This window comes from Embleya hyalina (assembly GCF_003967355.1).
GTDB classification, from domain to species: domain Bacteria; phylum Actinomycetota; class Actinomycetes; order Streptomycetales; family Streptomycetaceae; genus Embleya; species Embleya hyalina.
This window is the reverse complement of record NZ_BIFH01000014.1, coordinates 324,471-345,922: the sequence shown is the minus strand read 5'-3', so window position 1 is coordinate 345,922 and position 21,452 is coordinate 324,471. Positions and strand designations below refer to the sequence as shown.

The following is a 21,452-nucleotide window of genomic DNA, read 5'->3' as shown; positions in this document are numbered from 1 at the left end:
GCGGGCACACCGTACACGCGCCACGACCACCCCGGGTTCATCGCGTCGTGGGCCCGTCCGAGGCGCCGAATCCGCGCAGCAGGGTGTCCACGATCCGGGTCGCGAGCACGTCCGCGTCCTCGCCCCGGTCGTCCTGCGCCGACTCGTGGATCAGCGCGTAGTAGACGCGCCGGGTCCAGTCGAGGTCCACCTCCGGGCGCAGCAGCCCGCTCTCGCGCGCCCGGCGGAAGAGCCGATCGCAACGATCGAGCACGTCGGTGTGCAGGTGTGCGACCTCGGGGTCGTCGGTGCGCAGCGCGTTCATCGCGAAGCCCCACGCGATCTTGACCCGCAGCACGTTCGCGGTCACCTGGTACAGCGCCACCGCCGGCGGCGTGGCGTCCGACCGGGCCGCCGTCACCGCGTCGTGGAACTGCTGTGTGGCCCACCGGGTCATCGCCACGATCAGCGCGTCGCGGGTGGCGAAGCGCCGGTGCACGGTGGTCCGCGCCACGCCGGCCGCCTCGGCGATCTGCTCCATCGTGGCCGAGGGATTGGCGCTCAGGACCCGCTCGGCGGCCTCCAGGATCGCGCGCACGGTCCGCTCCGCGTCCGCGCGCAGCGGTCGCGCCCGGCCACCGGTTCCGTCTGTTGGGGAAGTCACCTTCGAACTGTACGGCAACGACGCCGGTCGATTCATACTTGCGACATTAATGATGCATGTTCTAGGTTCAACGCATCACCGAAGCAGCATGTCGGTCACCGAAGATCATCGGCACCACCTGCCCACCCGCCATCTGCCTGCCACCTGCCTGCCACTGCCTCAAGGAGTTCCCATGGACCTGCGCCTCACCGACAAGGCCGCCCTCGTGACCGGTGCGAGCCGCGGCATCGGGCTCGCCGTCGTGTCCACGCTCGTCGCCGAAGGGGCCCGGGTCCTGGCCGCGTCCCGCACGATCACCCCGGAACTGGCCGCGACCGGCGCCGCGACCATGGCCGTCGATCTGACCCGACCCGACGGCCCGAGCCGACTGGTCGATCGGGCCGTCGCCGAGTTCGGCCGGCTCGACGTCCTGGTCAACAACGTCGGCGGGGGCGACGCCGGCGGCGAGTCGCAGGCCGGCGGCTTCCTGAGCTTCACCGACGAGCAGTGGCTCGCCTCGTTCGAGCTGAACTTCCTGGCCGGCGTACGAGCCACCCGGGCCGCGCTGCCCGCGTTGGTCGACACACGCGGCGCGATCGTGAACATCTCCTCGCTCGGCGGCCGAGTGCCGCACAGCGGGCCGGTGCCGTACACGACCGCCAAGGCCGCGCTCACCGCGTTCGGCAAGGCCGTCGCGGAGGAATTCGGCCCGCGCGGTGTCCGGGTCAACACGGTCTCCCCCGGTCCGGTGCGCACCGCGATGTGGGAGGCGCCGGACGGCTACGGCGCCCAACTGGCCGCGGTCATGGGCCTGTCCCACGAGCAGTTGCTCGACGCCCTGCCCGGCGCGTCGGGCATGGTCACCGGCCGCTTCGTCGACCCGGCCGAGGTGGCCACCGCGGTCGCCTACCTGGCCTCCCCGCTCGCCGGCAGCGTCACCGGCACGGACCACCTCGTCGACGGAGGCGCGCTCAAGGCGGCCTGACCCCCGCGGCCGGGGCAGGGCCGGTGCGGTCGACCGCACCGGCCCTGCCGATCGACACGGCGGATCACCCCACTCGAGGCCGCACCCCGAGCGCGGGCAACACCGTCTCGCCGATCCGATACGCCTCCTCCAGCAGCGGATTGCCGGAAAGGATGAACGTATCCACGCCCAGCGCCTCGAACTCCTGCAACCGCTCGATCACCCGAGCGGTACTGCCGACCACGGCCGTGCCGGGTCCCGGCCGGAACAGGCCCATCCCGGGCCACAGGTTCGGCGACACCTCCAACTCCCGGGCCCGCGCCGGTACCCGGCCCCCGTGCTGGCGGAACTGCCGCTCCCAGCCCACCCCGTCGGCGTCGGCCGCCTGCCCCAACTGCCGGGCGTACGTCGCGTGACTGGTCACCTCGAGCAGCCGATCCGCCGCCGCCCAGGCCTCGTCCTCGCTCTCCCGGACGATCAGGTGCAGCCGCAACCCGATCCGCAACGAACGCCCGTGTGCCGCCGCCCGCTCGCGCACCTTCGCCAGCTTCTCCGCCAGCAGGTGCGGCGGTTCGCCCCAGGTCAGATACACGTCGACATGCTCGGCGGCCATCTCGATCCCGGCCGGCGACGAACCACCGAACCACAGTGGTACGTGCCCGCCGTCCCGATGCAGCTCGCGCAGCCCCGCACCGGCCTGCTTGAGGTCGTAGAACGTGCCCTTGTGGTCGAAGACCTCGCCCGAGGTGAGCCGCTTGACGATGTCCCAGTACTCGGCGCTGAGTTCGTACCGCTCGTCGTGTTCGAGATGCAGCCCGTACTCGCGCAGTCCCTCGGTCGAACCGTTGACCACGTTGAACCGCAACCGCCCCGGGCCGAACAGCGCCTCGAAGCTCAGCGCCATCTTCGCCAGCAACGTCGGCGCGATCAATCCGGGATGCACCGCGAGCAGCGGCCGAAACGTCGGCGCCGCCGCGGCCAGCACACTGCCCAGCGACCACACGTCGTACAGGTCCGTCGCGAGCAGCGCCCCGCTGAAGCCCAAACGATCGACCGCGCCGCCCAGTTGCTGGAGGTAGGCCAGGTCGACCGGCCGCCGCCCGGCGGGTTCCCACGGATACGGTCCCTCGCGCGGGATCACATACCACAACACCTCGGGACTCATCGGCCCGCACCGTCCGCAGCCGCGAGCACCCGGGCCACCGGCGCGGACAACTCCGCCGCCTGCGCGTCGGCCACCGTGATCGGGCGGTCGATGAACCCGTTGGCCGCGAAGATGTCGGCGGCCTCCTGCTGTTCGGCGATGAACGACGCCGGCACCGGCTCCAGCCGCCACGGCAGCGCCGCCAGCGCCTCGACCCAATCGGCCCGGGTGCCGGGCAACTCGGCCGCGTGCAGTTCGGCCGCCTCCTCCGGATGCGCCGCCGCCCAGGCGTCGGCCTCGCGCAGCGCGGCCACCACCGTCGCGACCACCTCCGAGCGCTCCTCGGCGAACGCGCGGCGGGCGAAGAACACCGAGCGGTCGGTGATCACGTCGCCGACCCGGTGCAGCACCCGAAGGCCCGACTCGCGCCGCGCGGCCACCAGTTCGGGACCCTGCGCGACCCACCCGGCGATCTCGCCGGCGCGCAGCCGCGCCGCCTGGTCCTGGCCCGCCGCCGGCCGCACCGGCGTGATGTCGTCCCGATAGGACAGGCCGACGTCGTTCAGCGCCTTGGCCACGAAGTGGGTCTGCCACGACCCGATGCTCAGCACGACCGTGCCGCCCGCGAGGTCCGCGGGGGTGCGCACCGGTCCCTCGTCCGCGACCAGCAGCGCGCCGTGCTCGGGACGCGGCGCGGACACCGCGACATAGACGAGGTCGTGGCCCTGCGCCTGCCCGACGATCGGCGGCGTCGACCCCGTACCGCCGAAGTCGATCGTGCCGGCGCCGAGCAGTTCGCCCACCCGGGTGCCCTCCACGGGCAACCAGGTCACCGTCTCGCCGAGCGGTTCGAGGGCACGTTCGAGGATGCCCAGTCGGGCGAGCAGGTACAGCGACGGATTGCTGCCGTGGACACCGATGGTGACGGTCATTCAGATCACTCCGGACGTGGACGGGACGGTGGCGGGAGTCGCGGGGGAAGGGGTGGGAGCGGCCGTGGCGACCGGAAGGGAGGCAGTGGGGATCTTCGGGGAGGCGGAAGGCGCGGCAGGACCGTCCGCGACCCGGACCCCCAGGTCCGCCAGGAGCCGCCTGCGCAGTGCGGCGAAGGCCGGATCCGTCGGGTCGCGCGGTCGGTCCACGGCGACGATCTCGTCGGTGACCAGATTGCCGTCGCGCAGCACCGCGACCCGGTCGGCGAGCCGGATCGCCTCCTCGACGTCGTGCGTGACCAGCAGCACGGCGGGCCGGTGCACCCGGCACAGCTCGCCCACCAGGTCCTGCATGCGCATCCGGGTCAGCGCGTCCAGCGCCGCGAACGGCTCGTCGAGCAGCAGCAGTTCCGGCTCGCGCACCAACGCCCGGGCCAGCGCCACACGTTGTGCCTCGCCGCCGGACAGTGTCGCGGGCCAGGCCGAGGCGTGCCCTTCCAGGCCCACCTCGGTCAGCGCGCGCAGCCCGATCTCCCGGGTGGCCCGCCCCCTCGGCAGCCCGACCACCACATTGGCCAACACCCGCTTGGAGGGCACCAGGCGCGGCTCCTGGAAGACGATCGTGCGGGCCTCGGGCACCAGCACGGTGCCGCCGTCGTGCCGATCGAGTGCGCCCAGGATGCGCAGCAGCGTGGTCTTGCCGGTGCCGCTGGCACCGAGCAAGGCGACGAACTCGCCCCGCGCGATGTCCAGATCGACCCCGTCCAGCACGGCCCGGGTGCCGAACACCCTCCGCAGGCCCGCGAGATGCACGGCGGTCTCGGCGCTCATCGGCCCGCCCCCTGACCCTGGCCGCGCCACGGCATCAGCACCCGCTCCAGGATCCGCACGATCACGTCGGCGAGCAGGCCCAGGATCGCGTAGACGAGGATGCAGACGGTGAGGATGTCCGTGCGCGAGAAGCTCTGCGCCTGGCTCATCAGGTATCCGATGCCCGCCGTGGAGTTGATCTCCTCGGCCGCGATCAGCGCGATCACGCTCAGCGTCATGGACAGGCGCAGCCCCGACAGCAGCGCGGGCAACGCGCCCGGCAGTACCACCTCGCGGACCAGCGCGAGCCGACCGACACCGAAGCTGCGCATCGCCTCGACCAGTTTGCGGTCCACGTTGCGCACCCCGCCGGACGCGGAGACGTACATCGGAAACGCGGTGGCCACCGCGATCAGGATCACCCGGGCCGACTCGCCGATCCCGAACCAGACCATGAACAGCGGGACCAGCGCAAGGAACGGCACGGTGCGAAGCAACTGCACGGAGGAGTCGAGCAGTTCCTCGCCGAGCCGGGAGAAGCCGGTGAGCACGCCCAGGGCCAGGCCGATGGTCAGCCCGAACACCAGGCCCAGACCGGCGCGGCCCAGCGACACCCGCAGCGCGTCCGGGAGTTGGCCGTTGTCCCACATCTCGCGTGCGGCGCGCACGACGTCGGCGGGCGAACCGAGCAGGTCGGGGCTGAGCGCCCCGCTGTGCGAGGCCCAGGCCCAGCCGCCGATCAGCGCGAGCGGGCCGATCGCGCGCAGCGCGGGGCCGAGAAAGCGCGGCCGGGGCCGCGGGACGCGCGGACGCGGGGTGACCAGGCCGGGATACCCGCGCCCGGGGGACTCGGCCTCGACCGCCCGGGGTTGTGCCTCGATCACCGTGGGCGCGCTCATCCGGCCGCGCCCGCGAGGGTATCGACGTCGAGCAGGTGCGGCTTCACGTCGACGAGGGTCTGGGTGACCTTCTGGTCCTGGAAGAACCGGGCCACCTTGCCGAAGCGCTCCACGTCCGCGGCCCGGATCGGCTCCACCGTCGCGCCCTGCCGGGTGAAGTCGGTCTGGATGCGCTTGGGTTCGGCGCCGAAGGCGGTGGGGCCGGAGTCGGTGAAGACGTTGATGTACGCGGCGGGGTCGGCGATCTCCTTGGTGCCGGCGTCGTGCAGGTAGGCGTAGAACGCCTTGACCACGTCGGGGTGCTGGTCCGCGAACGCGTTGCGCACCGCCCAGACCGAGTAGTTGTCCGAGCCGAGCGCCCGCCCGTCGGCCAGGAAGCGGGCGTTGCCGGAGGCCAGGGCCGGTACCGAGTAGGTGGCCCAGGTCGCCCAGGCGTCCACCTGGCCGGCCGCGAACACCGGTGCGGTCTGGTCGGCCCGCAGATAGACCCGCTCGACCCTGTCGGCCGGGATCTTCGCCTGTTCGAGCGCGGCGAGCAGCAGGTATTCGCTGGTGCCGCCCTGCGAGCAGGCCACCTTCTTTCCGACCAGGTCCTGGATCGAGTGGATCTTCGAGTCGCTCTTCACCAGGATGCCCTCGCCGGCCAGGTCGGGGGCGGTGGCGCCGAACAGTTTGAAGCTCGGCTTCTGCCCGAGCGCGGCCACGGCGGAGGTGATCGAGCCGAGCGCCACGTCGAGTTGCCCCGCGTTGATCGCCTGCGCGGCCGGCGCGAACGGGCCCGCGCTGCCGGTCCAGGAGACCTTGGCGCCGACCTTGGCCAGGGCCGCGTCCAGCGAGCCGTCCTTCTTGCCCCGGGCCAGCACCCCGTTGTTGCCCGGGTCGGGAATCCGCAGCGTGATCCCGCTCTTGCCGCCGCCGCTCGCCGCCGACGCCTTGGTGTCCTTCGAGGAGGAGCCGCAGCCGGTCAGCGCGATCAGCGTCGCGGTCGCGAGCGCGACGGCGGACAGCAGTCGGGTGCGGCGAGGGGGCCGGCTACTCATGGGGAACCTCCAGCGGTGATATGCGAGACGGTGCGGGGTCGTGCGGGTGCGTGGCACGGGCGCGGGCCCGAGCGCGGACATCGGCGAGTTCGCGGGCCAGCCGCAGTGGTTCGGGATCCGCCCAGGCCGGTACGTCCACCGGCCCGGCCAAAAAGCCCTGTTCGAACAGGAACCGCTCCTGCCGGGCGAGCAGGTCCAGGCGTTCGGCGGACAGGTCGATCCGGAGCGTGTCCGGGCCGAGTTCGCGGTACGCGCCGGCCACTCCGAACGCGCCCGCGCCGGTCTCGGCGCCCAGGATCCGGGCCACCTCGGCGGGATGCTCCGGCGCCCAGTCGGCCGCCTCGACCAGCACCGCCAGGAAGCGGGAGACCAACTCCGGGTGCCGGTCCAGGAGTTCGCGGTGCACGGTGATCGGTCGCGGCGTCCCGTTGTTGATCCGCACCGCCCGGTCCGGCACCGCGTCCAGGTCCACCGCGACCACCGCGCCGTACCGGACGGCCGCCTCCACGGCCAACGCGCCCTTGACGTAGACGGCGTCCACCACACCCCGGCTCAGCGCGGCCAACTCGGCCTCCCACTGCCCGCCCCCGCGCGCCGCCGGCACCTCGACCCAACGCGCGTCGGCCAGGGTGGCGTCGGCCAGGGACAACGCGCCGGCGAAGCCGTGCAGGGCCATCGCTCGCCAGAAGTCGATCGCGATGTCGTGCCGGGGCACGGCCAGCCGCAGTCCGCGCAGCTGTTCGGGCGAGGCGATCCCACTCTCCGCCCGGACCAGGATCGCCTGGCGCTCCTCGATCCAGGTGAGCCCGACCAGCCGGGTCTCCTCACCGCGCGAACGCGCCCACAGCGCGGGCACGTTGCCGCCCTCGCGGAACAGTCCGGGCAGCGCGTGCGTGTAGTGGTGGTCGGCGGCGACGTCGGCCGAGACGTCCTGAAGCGAACGCACGGTGATCCCCTCGGCCGCGAACTCGGCGTCGAGCAGGCCCAGATCGGCCGCGATGCCGGTGGCGGTGGGAACGGGACAACGGGTGAACCACAGCTCGTCGGGGCGTGCGCCGGTCACGGCGGTCATGGGAATACTTCCGTTCGCGTTCGAAGCGTCGACGGGACCCGCGACCGGTTCGACGCGGCGCGGATCGACCCGGGACCGAACCGGTCCGGGCGAGGAAAAGAGAGGAAGAGAGAAGAGAGGGGTGGAACAGAGGAGGGCGTGGCGGGACCTACCCGACGCGCGGGCCGAAACCGGGGCGCGTCGAAGGCATCACCCGACCGGGCGGGGACCCGTCACCGGGACGGGCGAAAGCCCGGGAGAACCACGCGAACCGCGCGGGTCGGGTCAGCGACAGCCGGCGCTGGAGACGCGCGCGAGGTCGATGTGCCGGCGGCTCGTGAGCAGCGCGCGGACGCCGGCGAGCGGCGCGGTGTACGACGCGACTGCGGACACGCGGGCCTCCTCACGGCATTCGTCCGGCACGGGCGCGCCGAACGGCGCATCGGGTAGATCCTGGCACGATCCGCGCCACTCGATCAAACCTTCCCACGATGTGGGATACTCGGTCGCTCTCCGACGCGCCCCGTGGCGCGGAGTGGTCCGCACCCTTGCCGTATGGTGAAAACCGCCTGTCGAACGGCGAGTTGGGGAAGCCAGTGAAGACTCCGAAGATCCCGGCACACGAGCCCACCACCACACACGAGCCGACCGCCACACGCGAACCGAGCGCCGCGCACGATCCGGCCGCCGCCACGGACACCGGCACCCCGCACACCCCCGACCCGGCCCGCCCGCCGGCCGCCCCCTCCGGCGCCCGGGCCGTGCAGCGCGCCCTCGGCATCCTGCACTGCTTCCGGGCCGGCGGCACCGACCTGAGCGCGTCGGACATCGCCCGCCGCCTGGGCCTGTCGGTGTCCACCGCGCACCGGCTCGCCCGGACCCTGGTCGGCGCGGGCTTCCTGGACCAGGACGACCGCACCAGCCGCTACCGCCTGGGTCCCGTGGTCGCCGAGTTGGGTCTGCTCGCCTACCACCAGCGCGGCCTGCACCACGCCGCGCCGGAATTGGAACAGCTGTCCCGACGCACGTCGGCGACGTCCGACCTGGCCATCCGCAGCGGCCGGCACGCCCTGGTCCTGGTCGGCAGTTCGGTCCAGCCCGGTACCGGCCTGGGCCTGCGCCGACCGCTGCACTCGACGGCGCTGGGCAAGGTCCTGCTCGCCTGGGCCGACCCGGCCGACGGCGGCCTGGCCCCCCTGCTCCCGCTCGCCCCGCAGACCGACCGCACGATCGTGGACCCGGTCGCGCTCCGGGCCCAGTTGGACGCGGCGCGGGCGATCGGCTACGCGCTCAACGACGGCGAGTCGGTACCGGGGGTGCGCACCCTGGCCGTACCGATCCTGAACCGCGCCGGACACGCACACGCCGCGCTGGCCGTGCGTTCCACCCCCGCCGTGATGACCGACGAGCGCATCCCGTGGTTCCGCGACCGGGCCCGGGCGTGCGCCGACGCCCTGGAGGTACTGCTGCTCCCGCCGCATCGACGCCGACTGCGCGAGTCCGGACTGCCCGCCGAGTAGGCGCACGACGAAGGGCCCGCCCCGACCCCCGGCACAGCGGGAGTCGGGGCGGGCCCCGGATGTACCGGCCGGGTCAGGCGGCGGCGACGAGCGCGTCGCGACCCAGCACACGGGTGCGGGTGGTGGCGGTGACGGTCGACGCGGCCTTCGGGCGGGCGAACACCGCGAGCCGCAGGAACGCGAACCGGGCCAGACCCGCCACACCGGAGGCGGTGAGGTAGGTGGCCTGCTCGACCATGATGCTCGGCGCGGCCTGGACCGCGTGCAGCCCGAGCATCGCGGCAGTGGTGAACAGGTAGGCCACCAGCGCCGAACCGCCCGCCTGGGCGTGCGCCTTGAGGTTGGCGCGACCCGCCCGGAAGGAGAACCGGCTGTGCAGTTCGGTGGCGAGGAGGGTGCCGGCCGCGGTGACCACGGCGTTGGTGACGACGAGCGGCAGGGTCCCGTTCAGCGCGACGAGCGCGGCGCTGGAGGCCAGTCCCGTACCCCCGCCGAAGACCACGAATCGAACGAAGGAGGCGACCGTGCCGGGGGTCGTCGACCGAGTGGTGTCCTGTTGCCCTGCGACCCGGCTGCGGTTGTTCACGTGACTCTCCTCGGCCCCCTGCGGACCCCCTCGGTCCGACAGGTCCAACCTAGGGATTCGGCAACACATTCCCCATGGTGCTCACTTCCCTCTGTGGGTGGGGTTGTCCCCACCCCCCACAGGGAGGCCCGCCAGGGGTCGAAGCCGTCGTCCGCGAGCCCGAAATACGCCCGACAAAACCTCCCGTAACGGAACAAAAAGCCTCGTTCGAATCCACCCCCGGACCGGGGAACCAACCCCGCCCGCAACTCGTTCCCCGCAAATGTCTCCCTCGTCACACCCCCGGACCCGCAGCCGTCCCCCCACCCGACCCCCACGGCCATCCACATGGATACCGTGACCCGGTAGCATTAGTTTCGTGAGCACACGAATTGCGGACCTCGACCCCGGCGGCGCACCCCTGCTCGGCGAACCGCTGCCGGTGGAGCTGGCCAATACGCGCTACGCGGTACGGGGCACGCCGCACGAGGGGCTGGCCGAGCCCGCGCACCTGGCCGCCTGGCTCCGCGACATCGCGCCGCGCCTGGGCAACCCGCCGTCCGAGGCCGCGCTGCTCGCGGTGGACGCGCGGGACCTGGCCCGCGCCCTCGACCTGCGCGACTGCGTCGGCGCCCTGCTCACCGCCGCGCTGACCGACACGACGCCGGCCGCCGACACCGTCGAGCGGCTGAACACCTACACCCGGGCCGCCCCGCGGTGGCGCGAGCTGACCTGGCCGACCGCCGTCACCCGCACCGAGGCCGACCCGATCACCGCGGTCCTGGCCGAACTGGCCGGCGCCACCGTCGACCTGCTCACCGGCGCGGACCGGACCGAGTTGCGGGCCTGTCACGGCCCGGGCTGCGTCCTGCACTTCGTCCGGAACAACCCGCGCCGCGAATGGTGCTCGGCGGGATGCGGCAACCGCGCCCGAGTGGCCCGGCACTACCGGCGCACCAAGAACCCGCCCGGGAGCAGGCCGTCGACGGACGGCTAGCCCCGTCCCGCACGGACGGAGCCGACGGGGACGACGGGGACGGCGGGGCAACGGAACACCGGAGACGGCGAAGACGGCGAAGACGCAGACAAGGGACTCCCCTGAAGACCGGAATGCCGGCCTCCGAAAGACTCTGGGCGAATCCCCAGCGAGAGGCTCAGATCTTCCATGCGCGTTCCGTCCCTGCTCCACACGCGCTCCGCGGGCGCCGCGGCCGCCGTCCTGGTCGCCACCACGCTGCTGTCCGGCTGCCTGGGCAAGAGCGACGACGACAAGGACCACAAGGGCGCCCCGGCCGCGACCGCGTCGAAGCCCGCGGCGATGACGATGCCCCCGGACCCGACCCCGCCCGCGAAGTCCGACCCGTCCGCGAGCCGACCGCCCGCCGGCACCGCGAACCCGATCAGCAGCCCCGGCCGGGTCAAGATGGTCAAGCTGCGCAAGGGCGACTGCATCAATCAGAAGGGCGAGGACGTCCTCACCGTCGCCTGCACCACGCCGCACGACGCCGAGGTGGTGGGCGAATACACCATCCCCGACTCGCTGCCTCCGACGAGCATGAAGTTCAAGGAGGAGATCACCGCGAAGTGCACGGAGCTGACCTCGGGCGCGGCCGGCCGCAACAGCACCATCGAGCTCTCCAAGCTGTCGTTCCGACCCACGTCCGGCAGCTGGCTCAACGAGCACGACCGGGACCTGACCTGCCTGCTCAAGCGCACCGACGGCACACCCCTGACGGCTCCGCTGAAGTAACGCGGCACGCCGCGCCGTTCCCGACCGCAGCCGACCCCGCCCGTGTCCCCGGGCGGGGTCGGCTGCGGCATGTCGGCCCCTCGCGCGGTCGCGAACCGGCTGTTGCCCGCGGTCGCGAACCGGCCGACGGACGACGGGAATCGGCCGCGTTTTCCTTATCGCGTTCGCGTTGATCGATGGCCTGTTCAGGCCGGATTCACCCGTTCGAGGGGCATGTGCGCCGCACGACCGATCCGCCCCGAGCATCCGCGTAGCCTGGCGCCCGCGACGGTGCTCAAACAGCCCTTCGGGGCACCGATACCGCCCGCGCGAGCACCCGAACACGCCATCGGCGAACCCATCCGCCGAGCGGTCCGCAGGACACCCGCACGATTCGATTCCGACTTTTTCGAGGATGCCGATGGTTCTCGCTGGATCGTCCCCCGGAGGCCGACGGCCGGCCCTCGTCTGGATCCTCCCCTTCCTCGTGACAGCCGTGTGCGCGGCCGCGGCCGTGGCCGCGGTCTCCGCCCAGGCCCGCCCCGCGGTGGCCCTGTGCGGTGGACTCGCGACCGTCGCCGTCGCCGTGTGCGCCGCGGAGGCGGGCAGGCGCGGGCGCACGATCGCACAACTGCACACCAGGCTCCAGCAGCAACAGATCGGCCTGCGCCGCCGACTCGCCGAGCAGGAGTCGGAGATGATCCGGCTCTCCGAGGAGATGTTGCCCGAGGCGATCGGCCGACTGAAGATGGGCGAACCGGTGCCCGAGGTAATGCGCAAGGTCGCGCCGCACCCCGAGGAACCGACCGAGTTCGCCGTCGCGCACCGCAACGTGATCCGCTCGGTGATCGACACCGTCAGCACCGAGGAGGACCTGCGCGAGTCCGCCCAGCGCGCGTTCGTCAACATCGCCCGCCGCGTCCAGGCCACCATCCACCAACAGGCCCAGGACATGCGGGACATGGAGGACCGGCACGGCGACGACCCGGTGGTCTTCCGCGACCTGCTCCACCTCGACCACGGCAACGCGCTGATCGGCCGCATGGCCGACAGCATCGCGGTGCTCGGCGGCGCCCGTCCGGGCCGCCAGTGGGAGACCGACATCGGCATGTACAGCGTGCTGCGCGGCGCGATGTCGCGCATCCTCGACTACCGCCGGGTCAAACTGTCGTCGGTCGTCGAGGTCGCGGTGATCTCCCAGCACGTCGAACCGCTGATCCACGCGATCGCCGAACTCCTCGACAACGCCACCCGATACTCGCCGCCCTCGACCACCGTGCACCTGAGCACGACCGAGGTGCAGAGCGGCATCGCGGTCGAGATCGAGGACGCCGGCGTCGGTCTGAGCGAGGAGGCCCGCCGTCGCGCCGAGCGCATCCTGTCCCTGGACGGCGACGCGCTCAACCTCGGCGACCTGGGCGAGACCCCGCGGCTCGGCCTGACGGTGGTGGCCCGCCTCGCGCACACCTACAACTTCAAGGTGATGTTGCGTCCGTCGGCCTACGGCGGCGTGCGCGCCGTCGTGGTCATCCCGCAGATCCAGATCACCGCGAACGTGCCGCCGATGTACCCGATGCCCGAGCACCTGTCGCACCTGGAAGAACTCCCGTCCCTGCACGACCTGATGACCGAGACGCCGGCGCACACCGAGTTCGGCGCCAACGGTCTGCCGCAACGCCGCCGACGCGGCCTGGGCACGGTGCCCCGCGCCGGTGGCACGCGCGGACACCAAGCGGCCAGGCCGACCCCCGCCGCCGCCCCGAGCGTCGACGAGACCCCGCCGGGACTGGGCCTGGACGCCTTCCTCAGCGGCATCAACGGCGAACCGCCGCCCAAGGAACGACGATCCGAGACCGGCGAAAACTCGTGGGACGACGGGGGATACCGATGACCGCGTACCGACCCAACATGGACTGGATGCTCTCCGATCTCGCGAAGAGCGTGCCGTTCACGCGCTACATCGTGCTGCTGTCCGCCGACGGCCTGCGGATGGCCCAGCACGACACCGCCCCCGACACCGCCGACCGGCTCGCCGCCGCGTGCGCCGGCCTGCAGAGCCTGGCCGCCGCCGTGGCCGCCGAATTCCCCAAGGGGGACGGGCGGATGCGACTGGTGGTGATCGAGGTCAACGGCGGCTACTTCTACATGATGGCCGCCGGCGCCGGCGCCTACCTCGCGGTGCTCGCCGACGGCCAGGTGGACACCGGCCTGCTCGGCCACCGCATGCGCGACCTGGTGATCCGGATCGGCGAACACCTGACCAGTCCGCCGCGCCACGACGGGGCCTTCCCGTGACCGTGCCGCGGCGCACACGACGCGTTCCCTACCCCGAACGGCTCTACCTGGTCGGGGAGAACCCGGATGTTCCCGGCCGGTTGGACCTCGTGACGCTGTTCGTCGCCACGCACGAACCCACCCGCGGGATGGGCCCCGAGCCCGTCGCGATCCTGCGGATGTGCGAACAACCGTTGTCGATGGCGGAGATCTCCGCCCACATGCGGTTGCCCACCAGCGTCCTGACCCTGGTGCTCGCGGACATGGTGACCGCGGGCGAGTTGGAGGCCCGGGCCCCGATCCCGGCCGCGTCGTTGCCCGACATCGATCTCCTCAAGGCGGTGATGCATGGACTACAACGGCTCTGAGACCCTCGTCGGGCCGCGGCCCGAGGACATGCTGCCCGCGACGGCCGCCGCCGCGGTCAAAGTCGTGATCGTCGGCGGATTCGGGGTCGGCAAGACCACCCTCGTCGGCGCGGTCAGCGAGATCCGTCCCCTCACCACGGAGGAGACGATGACCCAGGCGGGCGTCGGCATCGACGACCTCGCGGGCGTCGAGGCCAAGACCACCACGACGGTGGCGATGGACTTCGGCCGGATCAGCCTCAACGAGCGCCTGGTGCTCTACCTGTTCGGCACCCCGGGACAGGAACGCTTCTGGTTCCTGTGGAACGGCCTGTTCGACGGCGCGCTGGGCGCCGTGGTGCTGGTCGACACCCGACGCCTGGAGGTGTGCTTCGACGTGATGGGCCGCCTGGAGGATCGCGGCGTGCCGTTCGTGGTCGCGGTCAACACGTTCCCCGAGTCGCCCGTCCACTCCATGGACGAACTGCGCGGTGCGCTCGACCTCGACGACACCGTACCGATGGTCGACTGCGACGCCCGCGACCGAGGTTCCAGCCGGGATGTGCTGATGGCGCTCATGCAATACCTCCACACGCTCACCACGAACCGGGAGACGCCATGACCGCTCCTCCCCCCGTTCCGCCGCCCGGTTGCCCCGCGCACGCGGGCGCGACGGCCACCGAGGGCATCACGCGGTTGTACGGTCCGGAGACCATCGCGGATCCGGGTGCCGCGTACGAACGACTGCGCGCCGAACACGGGGCGGTCGCCCCGATCCTGGTCGACGGCGATTTCCCCGGCTGGCTGGTGCTCGGCTACCGGGAGAACCTCGAGGTCATGCGCACGCCGAGCCGGTTCTCCCGGGACGCGCGCAACTGGCGCGACTGGCGCGAGGGCCGGATCCCGCCGGACGCGACGATCCTGCCGATCATGGAGTATCGCCCCGACTGCGTCTCCAGCGACGGCGCCGAACACCAGCGGTTGCGCTCGGTGGTCACGGAGAGTCTGGACCGGTTCGACCGGCGCGGCATCCGCAAACACGTGCAACGCCTGTCGCACGACCTGATCGACCGGATCGCCGCCGACGGCCGCGCCGACCTGGTCGCCCAGTTCGCCCAGCAGTTGCCGATGCTGGTCATCGCGCAGCTCTACGGTCTGCCCGACGAAATGGGTCCGCAACTGGTGCAGGCCAGCGCCGAGTTGATGATGCAGAGCGAACGCGCCCTGGAATCCAACGAGTTCATCCTGCAAACGCTGCGCGACCTGGCCGACCGCAAACGTCGCGAACCGGGCGCCGACTTCCCGTCCTGGCTGATCGAGCACCCGAACAAGCTGTCCGAGGACGAGGTGCTGCACCACCTCAGGCTCGTGATGGTCGCCGCCAACGAACTGACCATCGCGCTGATCGCCAACACCCTGCGGGTGGTGCTCACCGACGACCGGTTCGCCGCCTCGCTGGCCGGCGCCCGGCTGAGCCTGCCCGACGCGGTCGAGCAGGTCCTGTGGGACGAACCGCCGTTGTGGGTCATCCCCGGTCGCTGGGCGCTGGTCGACACCGAGTTGGGCGGGCGCCGGATCCGGGCCGGCGACCTGCTGGTGCTCGGCGTGATGGCCGGCAACGTCGACCCGCGGATCCGTACCGACCTCACCGTGCCCGTCCACCACAACCGGGCCCACCTGGCGTTCAGCGGCGGCGCGCACCTGTGTCCGGGACAGGACATCGGTCGGGCCATCACCGACACCGCGATCGACACCCTCAACGGCCGACTGCCCGACATCCGACTGGCCCACCCGGACCGGCCGCCGGCCTGGCACGCCGCCACCTGGGCCCGCTACCTGACCTCGCTGCCGGTCGAATTCACCCCGGTCCCCCTGGTGGAGCCCGCCGAGTGGGTCCATCCCGCCCGCACCGGCCGCGCGACCCGCCGGGCGGAGCCGCCGCTCCCGCCGCCGCCCACCACATGGTGGACGCGGCTGAGCACGTGGCTCTTCGGCTGATCCGGCGAGCGCCGGGCCACCCCCGGCGCTCGATCACCTCCCGGGCCCGACCCGCCGGATTCAGCGCTTCGCGGTGATCACCCGCAGCAGGGCCCCGACCGCGTCGACCATCGCCGCCCGCGAAGCGGACAGCGCCGGTCGCGGGTCGGCCTTGCCGGGGGTGGCCGCCAGGTGCTCGCGCAGCGTGCCGGTGTAGGCGATGTTCAGCGCCGTACCGACGTTGATCTTGGTCATCCCGGCCGACACCGCCGCCCGCAGTTCCTCGTCCGGCACGCCGGACGAGCCGTGCAGCACCAGCGGGACGCCGACCGCCTCGCGCAGCCGGGCGATCAGGTCGTGGTCGAGCGTGGCGGTGCGGTCGAGCATCGCGTGGCTGCTGCCGACCGCGACGGCCAACGCGTCCACCCCGGTCGCCCGCACGTATGCCGCCGCCTCGGCCGGATCCGTGCGCGCCCCGGGCGCGTGTGCGTCCAGCGCGGGATGGCCCGGCTTGCCGCCCACCTCGCCGAGTTCGGCCTCCAGGGTGATGCCGCGAGCATGCGCCCAGGCCACCGCGTCGGCGGTCGCCGCCACGTTCTCCGCGTAGCCGAGCCGCGAGGCGTCGAACATCACCGAGCCGATCCCCGTACCCTCGGCCGCCGCCAGCAGTTCGACCGACTCGACGTGGTCCAGGTGCAGGGCCACCGGCACCTCGGCCTCCTCCGCCAGCACCCGGCACGCCGCCGCGAGCGGTCCCAGCCGCCCGCCCCGGAACTTCACCGCGTTCTCACTGATCGCCACCACCACCGGCAGCCCGGCCCGCTCGGCGGCCGTCACCACCGCCTCGGCGTGTTCGAGGGTGATCACGTTGAACGCGGCCACCCCCACCCCGTCCGCCCGCGCCGCGTCGGTCAATATCCCCGTCGAGGTCAAGCCCATCGCACAACTCCTCTGGAACGATCCCGCCCGGCACCACAACCATCACCACCGCGCCGCCCGCGCCCTACGGCGGCGGCGCCACCGCCTCCACCCGCACCCGAGGCCGCCAGGCCCGGTACAGGTCGCCGTCCACGTCCCCCGCCAAAGGCGCGGCCACCGCCGCCGCCGACAGGGCCACCGCGTCGCGCAACCGCTCCGGCCACGGCACGCCCTCGGCCAGTCCCCGGGCCAGCGCCGCGACCGCCGCGTCCCCGGCGCCCGTGGCGTTGCCGTGCACCGACTCCGGCGGCACCGCCCGCCACCACCCGGCGTCGGAGGCGGCCAACATCCCGCCCGGACCGAACGACGCGACGACCGCGCCGCCGGCCCCCGTGCGCGCGGCCAACCGGGCCACCGCGCGCAGCGGATCGCTCTCCCCGGTCGCCGCGAGCAACTCGTCCGCGTTCGGCTTGACCACGTCCGGCCCCGCCGCCACCCCCGCGAGCAGCGCCGGCCCCGAGGCGTCCAACACCACCGGCACGCCCGCCGCCCGCGCCCGGCCGACCAGTTCCGCGTATCCGCCCTCCGGCACCCCCGGCGGCAGGCTCCCGGAGAGCACCAACACCGAGGCGGCGGGCAGCAGTCCGGCCGCGGCGGCGACCACTCTCGCCCACTCCTCGGCGGTCCGCGCGGGGCCGAGTTCGTTCAACGACGTCGCGCCGCCCGAGGCGGTCTCCACGATCGTGGTGGTGCACCGCGTCTCGTCCGCCACCGGCACCGCGGTCAACGCGATGTCCGCCGCGGCCAGATCGGCCCGTATTCGCTCGCCCGTCGGCCCGCCCAGCGGCGCCACCGCCGCGACCGCGACCCCGAGCGAGCGCAACACCCGCGCGACGTTGATCCCCTTGCCACCGGCCCGCCCACCGACCGACGCCGGTCGGTTCGCCCCGTGCCGGTCCAGTCGTTCCAGGTGGTAGGTGACATCCCAGGCCGGATTCGGCGTCACCGTGACGATCACGACGTCCGCCCCGCCGGCCCGCGCCCGACGTCCGTCACGACGCGTCCAGCACCACGGACCGGGTGAGGTGCCTCGGCTCGTCCGGGTTCAGCCCGCGGCTCTCCGCGATCGCGACCGCGAGCTTTTGCACCCGGATCAGCTCGGCCATCGGGTCGAGCGCGCCGGCCACGAAGGTGCCGCCGGTGACCGCGACCTGCTCGGCCAGCCCCTCCGGCACCGGCCCGAAGACCCAGGTGACCCGGTTGGGCGCGGCGATGCTGATCGGCCCGTGCCGGTACTCCATCACCGGGTAGCTCTCGGTCCACGCCCCCGCCGCCTCGCGCATCTTCAACGCGGCCTCGGCGGCCAGCCCCGCCGACCACGACGAGCCGAGGAAGGTGAACTGCTCGGCGGCCACGAACGCCGCGTCCGGCTCCCAGGCGACGGCGGTCTCCGCGTCCCGCACCGCCGCGGCCAGGTCCTCGCCCAGATGCGCACGGAACAACGCGAGCGCCGTGGTGGCGAACCGGGTCTGCACGACCGAGCGCTCGTCGGCGAAGTCGAGCATCACGATCTCGTCCGCCGCGGTCACGATCGGCGTTTCGGGCGTGCCGGTGATCGCGGTCGTGGCGACCTCCCCGCGCACCTCCGCGAGCAGCCGCAGCACCTCGGTCGTGGTGCCGGAGCGGCTCAGCGCGACCACCCGGTCGTAGTCCCGTACGCCGGGGAACTCCGAGGCCGCGAAGGCGTCGGTGACCCCGAGCCCGGCCCGCTCGCGCGACACCGCGTACGCCTGCGCGATGAACCACGACGTCCCGCAACCGACGACCGCGACCCGCTCGCCGCTCTTCGGCAGCCCCGCGCACTCCCCCGCGAGCGCGGCGGCGCGGGCCCACAACGCGGGCTGGGTGGCGATCTCGGCGGAGGTGTGACTGACGGTCGTCATGGCGCTCCCGGGGTGCTCGGACGATGCGCAGTGCTGCGCACTGCTGCACTCACATGCTTGAAACTATTCATTTGATAGCAGTTTCACGCACGAATGAGCAACGTCGCACATCTCACCCGGGCCCGACTCATCCCGATTCACGGCAAATTCCGGCACGGATCGCCGCCTCGCCCACCGCCCACCCGCGCTCGCCACCGGCCCGGCCGGCTAGGCTCCTCCCATGGATGGATTGGCCGACCTGCTGCGCGGGATCAGGGCCGACGGGGCCCTGTTCGACCGGCGGATCCTGTCCCCGGCGGGGTCCGTCCGGCTCGACTCCCGCACGCCGCTGACCATCTGCACACTCGTGCGCGGCGGCGGCCGCCTCGTGCCCGAGAGTGGACCGTCGCGCCCGCTGCGCCCGGGCGACACGGCGGTGGTGCGCGGCCCGGCCCCGTTCGCCTTCGTCGCCGACGCGCCCACCGCCCCGTCCACCGACGCGCCGACCGACGCACCCACCGAGTTGATCTCCGGCGCCTACCGCGCGCACACCGACGTCGGCCGCCGGCTGCCCACCGCGCTGCCCGACCTGCTCGTGGTGCCGGACCCCGACGGCGACCATCGACTCCTGGACTTCCTCTCCACCGAGGTCGCCGCCGACCGGCCGGGCCAACAGGTCGTGCTGGACCGCCTGCTCGACTGGTTGCTCGCCTGCACGCTGCGGGCCTGGTTCGACCTCCCCGAGGCCCATGCCCCGGAGTGGTACCTGGCCCTGGCCGATCCGATCGTGGGCGCCGCCCTGCGCGCCGTACACGACGCCCCGGCCCGCCCCTGGACGATCGCCGCCCTGGCCGCCGAGGCCGGCGTCTCCCGTACCTCGCTCGCCGAACGATTCACCGCCCGGGTCGGCCGACCGCCGCTCACGTACCTGACCGAGTGGCGAATGGCCCTGGCCGCCGAACTGCTCACCGAACCCGACGCCACGGTCGCCGCCGTGGCCCGCCGCGTCGGCTACGCGGACGCGTTCGCGTTCAGCACCGCCTTCAAACGAGTCCGCGGCCTGAGCCCCTCGGCCCACCGCGCCGCCTAGGGCTGCCCCGCGAAACCGTGCGGGCGAGGTCCCGGACGCACGCACATGTCCCCCGGCTTCTCGCCCATGGTTGCCGGGCGGCGTCCCGAGCAGGCTGGACGCATGACAACCACGACCCGACCCGCGTCGCGCCACCCGATCCTCGTCCTGGGCGGCACCGGCAAGACCGGCAGCCGCGCCGCCGCCGCCCTGCGTGCCCGGGGCGCCGACGTCCGCGTCGCCTCCCGATCCACCGAGGTCCCCTTCGACTGGTCCGACGAGAGCACCTGGGATCGGGTCCTCGACGGCGTCCGTGCCGTCTACCTGGTCCCGCTGGACGGCGCCGAGGCCGGTCCCGCCTTCGTCCGTCGGGCGGTCGCCGCCGGCGTCGAGCGCGTCGTCCTGCTCTCCGCACGGGGCGTCGACACCCCCGGCTACTTCGCCCCGGACGACCCGGCCACCCGGGCCCGCCTCGACCTGGAGGCGGCGGTGCGCGACGCCGGCCCGGCGTGGACGATCCTGCGCCCGGGGTGGTTCGCGCAGAACTTCAGCGAGGGCCTGTTCCGCGACGGCGTCCGCGCCGGCGAGTTGGTCCTGCCGACCGGCACCGCGGCGGTGTCCTTCGTCGACACCGAGGACATCGGCGCCGTGGCCGCCGCCGCCCTGCTCGATCCCGGCCACGACGGCGAGACCTACGAACTGTCCGGCCCCCGGGCGCTGACCTTCGACGCCGCGCTGGCCGAGATCGCCGCCGCCGGCGGCCGGCGGGCCGACTACGTGGCCGCCGACCCCGACGAGTACGCCGCCGCCCTGATCGCCCAGGGTGTACCCGAGGTCGAGGTGGCCATGTGGACCTCGGCTCTGGGCAGCATCCACCGCGGCCTGGAGGCCGCGATCTCCGACGGCGTCCCGCGCGCGCTCGGCCGCCCGGCCCGCGACTTCACCGAGTTCGTGCGCTCCGCCGCCCCCACCGGCGCCTGGACGCCCTGACCCCCCACGACCCACCCGCCCGCCGGGCCCGTCCGACGCACCGCGGACGGGCCCGGCGGCACGCCCGTGATCGAATTCCCCGACGCCCCGTCGGATGTCCCGCCCGAGCCGCCGAAGAAGGCAAAAGAATCCGGCCCGCAATCACCCGACCGCATTCTTGACCGCACCCGCCGAATCACCGCGCTCACACATCGCGGCCGAAAGCGGCACGCTCGGTATCGGCCGGCGAAACAATCCATGCGAGTTCACTCTTTCGCCGACGCGGCGTACCGGATATCCATCCCGCCGTCGAGAACATCGCACACAACCACAACCACCCGAACAGCCGATGAATACCGACCCCGGCGACGCACAATTCCCGGCCGCCCGCACCACCCCACGCAATACCGCCGCACGACCGCGCGAAAAAGGCCGGCCACCGCTTTCCGCCGCGCCCCGGCCCTCGCCCCGGTCCTCGCCCCGCCCCCGCCGGCCCACCCGCCCGAAGTCCGACGCCCGGCGGCGGCCCCCGACTTCGCGGGCGTAACGCGCCCGAGGGCGGGCATTCTCAAGACAGGTTCGGGATCGTCCGAGCGACCCCGACGCCGACGACCGATCCCTGTCCTGTCCCTCCAACCCCACCCGTCCCGAACATCCGTCTCGTCCCACCGGCATCCGGTCGGTCGCCGTCGATCCCCGA

Annotated in this window: 23 protein-coding genes; 11 read left to right on the top strand and 12 right to left on the bottom strand. The window is 73.0% G+C overall.

The features are described 5' to 3' along the window. Nucleotides 1-37: 37 nt before the first annotated feature. Nucleotides 38-643, bottom strand: a complete 606-nt coding sequence (locus EMA17_RS05915) for a TetR/AcrR family transcriptional regulator (protein ID WP_218042669.1) — start codon at nucleotides 641-643, stop codon at nucleotides 38-40. 172 nt (nucleotides 644-815) lie between these two features. Here EMA17_RS05915 and EMA17_RS05910 point away from each other — a divergent pair, with 172 nt between their 5' ends. Continuing rightward, nucleotides 816-1,607: an SDR family NAD(P)-dependent oxidoreductase gene (locus EMA17_RS05910; RefSeq protein ID WP_126635838.1), complete on the top strand. Its 792-nt coding sequence runs from the start codon at nucleotides 816-818 to the stop codon at nucleotides 1,605-1,607. A gap of 64 nt (nucleotides 1,608-1,671) precedes the next feature. Here EMA17_RS05910 and EMA17_RS05905 read toward each other — a convergent pair whose 3' ends face one another. The 7 genes from EMA17_RS05905 to EMA17_RS55920 all read right to left on the bottom strand — a co-directional run bounded on the left by EMA17_RS05905 (nucleotide 1,672) and on the right by EMA17_RS55920 (nucleotide 7,855). Further along, on the bottom strand, nucleotides 1,672-2,751 hold the full coding sequence (locus EMA17_RS05905; RefSeq protein WP_126635837.1) for an LLM class flavin-dependent oxidoreductase: 1,080 nt from the start codon (nucleotides 2,749-2,751) through the stop codon (nucleotides 1,672-1,674). Beyond that, nucleotides 2,748-3,662 (bottom strand): ABC transporter substrate-binding protein, encoded by a 915-nt coding sequence (locus EMA17_RS05900; protein WP_126635836.1) that lies wholly within the window; start codon nucleotides 3,660-3,662, stop codon nucleotides 2,748-2,750. The genes EMA17_RS05905 and EMA17_RS05900 overlap by 4 nt, the downstream gene beginning before the upstream one ends. Beyond that, nucleotides 3,663-4,493, bottom strand: coding sequence for an ABC transporter ATP-binding protein (locus EMA17_RS05895; RefSeq protein WP_246126470.1), 831 nt, complete (start codon nucleotides 4,491-4,493; stop codon nucleotides 3,663-3,665). It abuts the gene before it with no gap. Continuing rightward, entirely contained in the window at nucleotides 4,490-5,371 is an 882-nt protein-coding gene (locus tag EMA17_RS05890; protein ID WP_126635835.1) for an ABC transporter permease, read from the bottom strand. The genes EMA17_RS05895 and EMA17_RS05890 overlap by 4 nt, the downstream gene beginning before the upstream one ends. Continuing rightward, nucleotides 5,368-6,411, bottom strand: a complete 1,044-nt coding sequence (locus EMA17_RS05885; protein ID WP_126635834.1) for an NrtA/SsuA/CpmA family ABC transporter substrate-binding protein — start codon at nucleotides 6,409-6,411, stop codon at nucleotides 5,368-5,370. The genes EMA17_RS05890 and EMA17_RS05885 overlap by 4 nt, the downstream gene beginning before the upstream one ends. Then, a complete protein-coding gene (locus EMA17_RS05880; RefSeq protein ID WP_126635833.1) occupies nucleotides 6,404-7,483 on the bottom strand; it encodes an ABC transporter substrate-binding protein in 1,080 nt (359 codons plus the stop codon). Before EMA17_RS05880 ends, EMA17_RS05885 begins: the two co-directional genes overlap by 8 nt. Before the next feature lie 264 nt (nucleotides 7,484-7,747). Beyond that, a complete protein-coding gene (locus EMA17_RS55920; RefSeq protein WP_321170712.1) occupies nucleotides 7,748-7,855 on the bottom strand; it encodes a putative leader peptide in 108 nt (35 codons plus the stop codon). A 368-nt stretch (nucleotides 7,856-8,223) separates the two neighbouring features. Between EMA17_RS55920 and EMA17_RS05875 the strand changes: the two genes are divergently transcribed. Continuing rightward, nucleotides 8,224-8,982, top strand: coding sequence for an IclR family transcriptional regulator (locus EMA17_RS05875; protein ID WP_126636109.1), 759 nt, complete (start codon nucleotides 8,224-8,226; stop codon nucleotides 8,980-8,982). 73 nt (nucleotides 8,983-9,055) lie between these two features. Here the strand turns inward: EMA17_RS05875 and EMA17_RS05870 are convergent, their stop codons facing one another. Continuing rightward, nucleotides 9,056-9,568 (bottom strand): GtrA domain-containing protein, encoded by a 513-nt coding sequence (locus tag EMA17_RS05870; RefSeq protein ID WP_126635832.1) that lies wholly within the window; start codon nucleotides 9,566-9,568, stop codon nucleotides 9,056-9,058. A gap of 358 nt (nucleotides 9,569-9,926) precedes the next feature. Here EMA17_RS05870 and EMA17_RS05865 point away from each other — a divergent pair, with 358 nt between their 5' ends. The 7 genes from EMA17_RS05865 (at nucleotide 9,927) to EMA17_RS05835 (ending at nucleotide 15,895) form a co-directional block, all read left to right on the top strand. Next, on the top strand, nucleotides 9,927-10,544 hold the full coding sequence (locus EMA17_RS05865) for a CGNR zinc finger domain-containing protein (RefSeq protein WP_126635831.1): 618 nt from the start codon (nucleotides 9,927-9,929) through the stop codon (nucleotides 10,542-10,544). Nucleotides 10,545-10,712: 168 nt separating this feature from the next. Further along, complete coding sequence (locus EMA17_RS05860; protein ID WP_126635830.1) at nucleotides 10,713-11,297, top strand: septum formation family protein; 585 nt, start codon at nucleotides 10,713-10,715, stop codon at nucleotides 11,295-11,297. A 466-nt stretch (nucleotides 11,298-11,763) separates the two neighbouring features. Next, nucleotides 11,764-13,167: a sensor histidine kinase gene (locus EMA17_RS05855; protein ID WP_126635829.1), complete on the top strand. Its 1,404-nt coding sequence runs from the start codon at nucleotides 11,764-11,766 to the stop codon at nucleotides 13,165-13,167. Continuing rightward, nucleotides 13,164-13,571 (top strand): roadblock/LC7 domain-containing protein, encoded by a 408-nt coding sequence (locus EMA17_RS05850; RefSeq protein WP_126635828.1) that lies wholly within the window; start codon nucleotides 13,164-13,166, stop codon nucleotides 13,569-13,571. The genes EMA17_RS05855 and EMA17_RS05850 overlap by 4 nt, the downstream gene beginning before the upstream one ends. Further along, nucleotides 13,568-13,918 carry a DUF742 domain-containing protein gene (locus EMA17_RS05845; RefSeq protein WP_126635827.1) on the top strand — a complete coding sequence of 117 codons (351 nt, stop codon included), beginning with the start codon at nucleotides 13,568-13,570 and terminating at the stop codon, nucleotides 13,916-13,918. The genes EMA17_RS05850 and EMA17_RS05845 overlap by 4 nt, the downstream gene beginning before the upstream one ends. Beyond that, nucleotides 13,899-14,519 (top strand): GTP-binding protein, encoded by a 621-nt coding sequence (locus EMA17_RS05840; RefSeq protein WP_126635826.1) that lies wholly within the window; start codon nucleotides 13,899-13,901, stop codon nucleotides 14,517-14,519. The genes EMA17_RS05845 and EMA17_RS05840 overlap by 20 nt, the downstream gene beginning before the upstream one ends. Then, nucleotides 14,516-15,895, top strand: a complete 1,380-nt coding sequence (locus EMA17_RS05835) for a cytochrome P450 (protein ID WP_126635825.1) — start codon at nucleotides 14,516-14,518, stop codon at nucleotides 15,893-15,895. Before EMA17_RS05840 ends, EMA17_RS05835 begins: the two co-directional genes overlap by 4 nt. Before the next feature lie 60 nt (nucleotides 15,896-15,955). Here the strand turns inward: EMA17_RS05835 and EMA17_RS05830 are convergent, their stop codons facing one another. The 3 genes from EMA17_RS05830 to EMA17_RS05820 all read right to left on the bottom strand — a co-directional run bounded on the left by EMA17_RS05830 (nucleotide 15,956) and on the right by EMA17_RS05820 (nucleotide 18,735). Beyond that, nucleotides 15,956-16,813, bottom strand: coding sequence for a class II fructose-bisphosphate aldolase (locus EMA17_RS05830; protein ID WP_126635824.1), 858 nt, complete (start codon nucleotides 16,811-16,813; stop codon nucleotides 15,956-15,958). 64 nt (nucleotides 16,814-16,877) lie between these two features. Next, nucleotides 16,878-17,810: a 1-phosphofructokinase family hexose kinase gene (locus EMA17_RS05825; protein ID WP_126635823.1), complete on the bottom strand. Its 933-nt coding sequence runs from the start codon at nucleotides 17,808-17,810 to the stop codon at nucleotides 16,878-16,880. A gap of 34 nt (nucleotides 17,811-17,844) precedes the next feature. Then, nucleotides 17,845-18,735, bottom strand: a complete 891-nt coding sequence (locus tag EMA17_RS05820; protein ID WP_126635822.1) for an SIS domain-containing protein — start codon at nucleotides 18,733-18,735, stop codon at nucleotides 17,845-17,847. A 220-nt stretch (nucleotides 18,736-18,955) separates the two neighbouring features. Between EMA17_RS05820 and EMA17_RS05815 the strand changes: the two genes are divergently transcribed. Together EMA17_RS05815 and EMA17_RS05810 are read left to right on the top strand one after the other, a co-directional pair. Then, nucleotides 18,956-19,804 carry an AraC family transcriptional regulator gene (locus EMA17_RS05815; RefSeq protein WP_126635821.1) on the top strand — a complete coding sequence of 283 codons (849 nt, stop codon included), beginning with the start codon at nucleotides 18,956-18,958 and terminating at the stop codon, nucleotides 19,802-19,804. Nucleotides 19,805-19,906: 102 nt separating this feature from the next. Then, nucleotides 19,907-20,773, top strand: coding sequence for an NmrA family NAD(P)-binding protein (locus tag EMA17_RS05810; protein ID WP_126635820.1), 867 nt, complete (start codon nucleotides 19,907-19,909; stop codon nucleotides 20,771-20,773). Nucleotides 20,774-21,452: the final 679 nt, after the last annotated feature.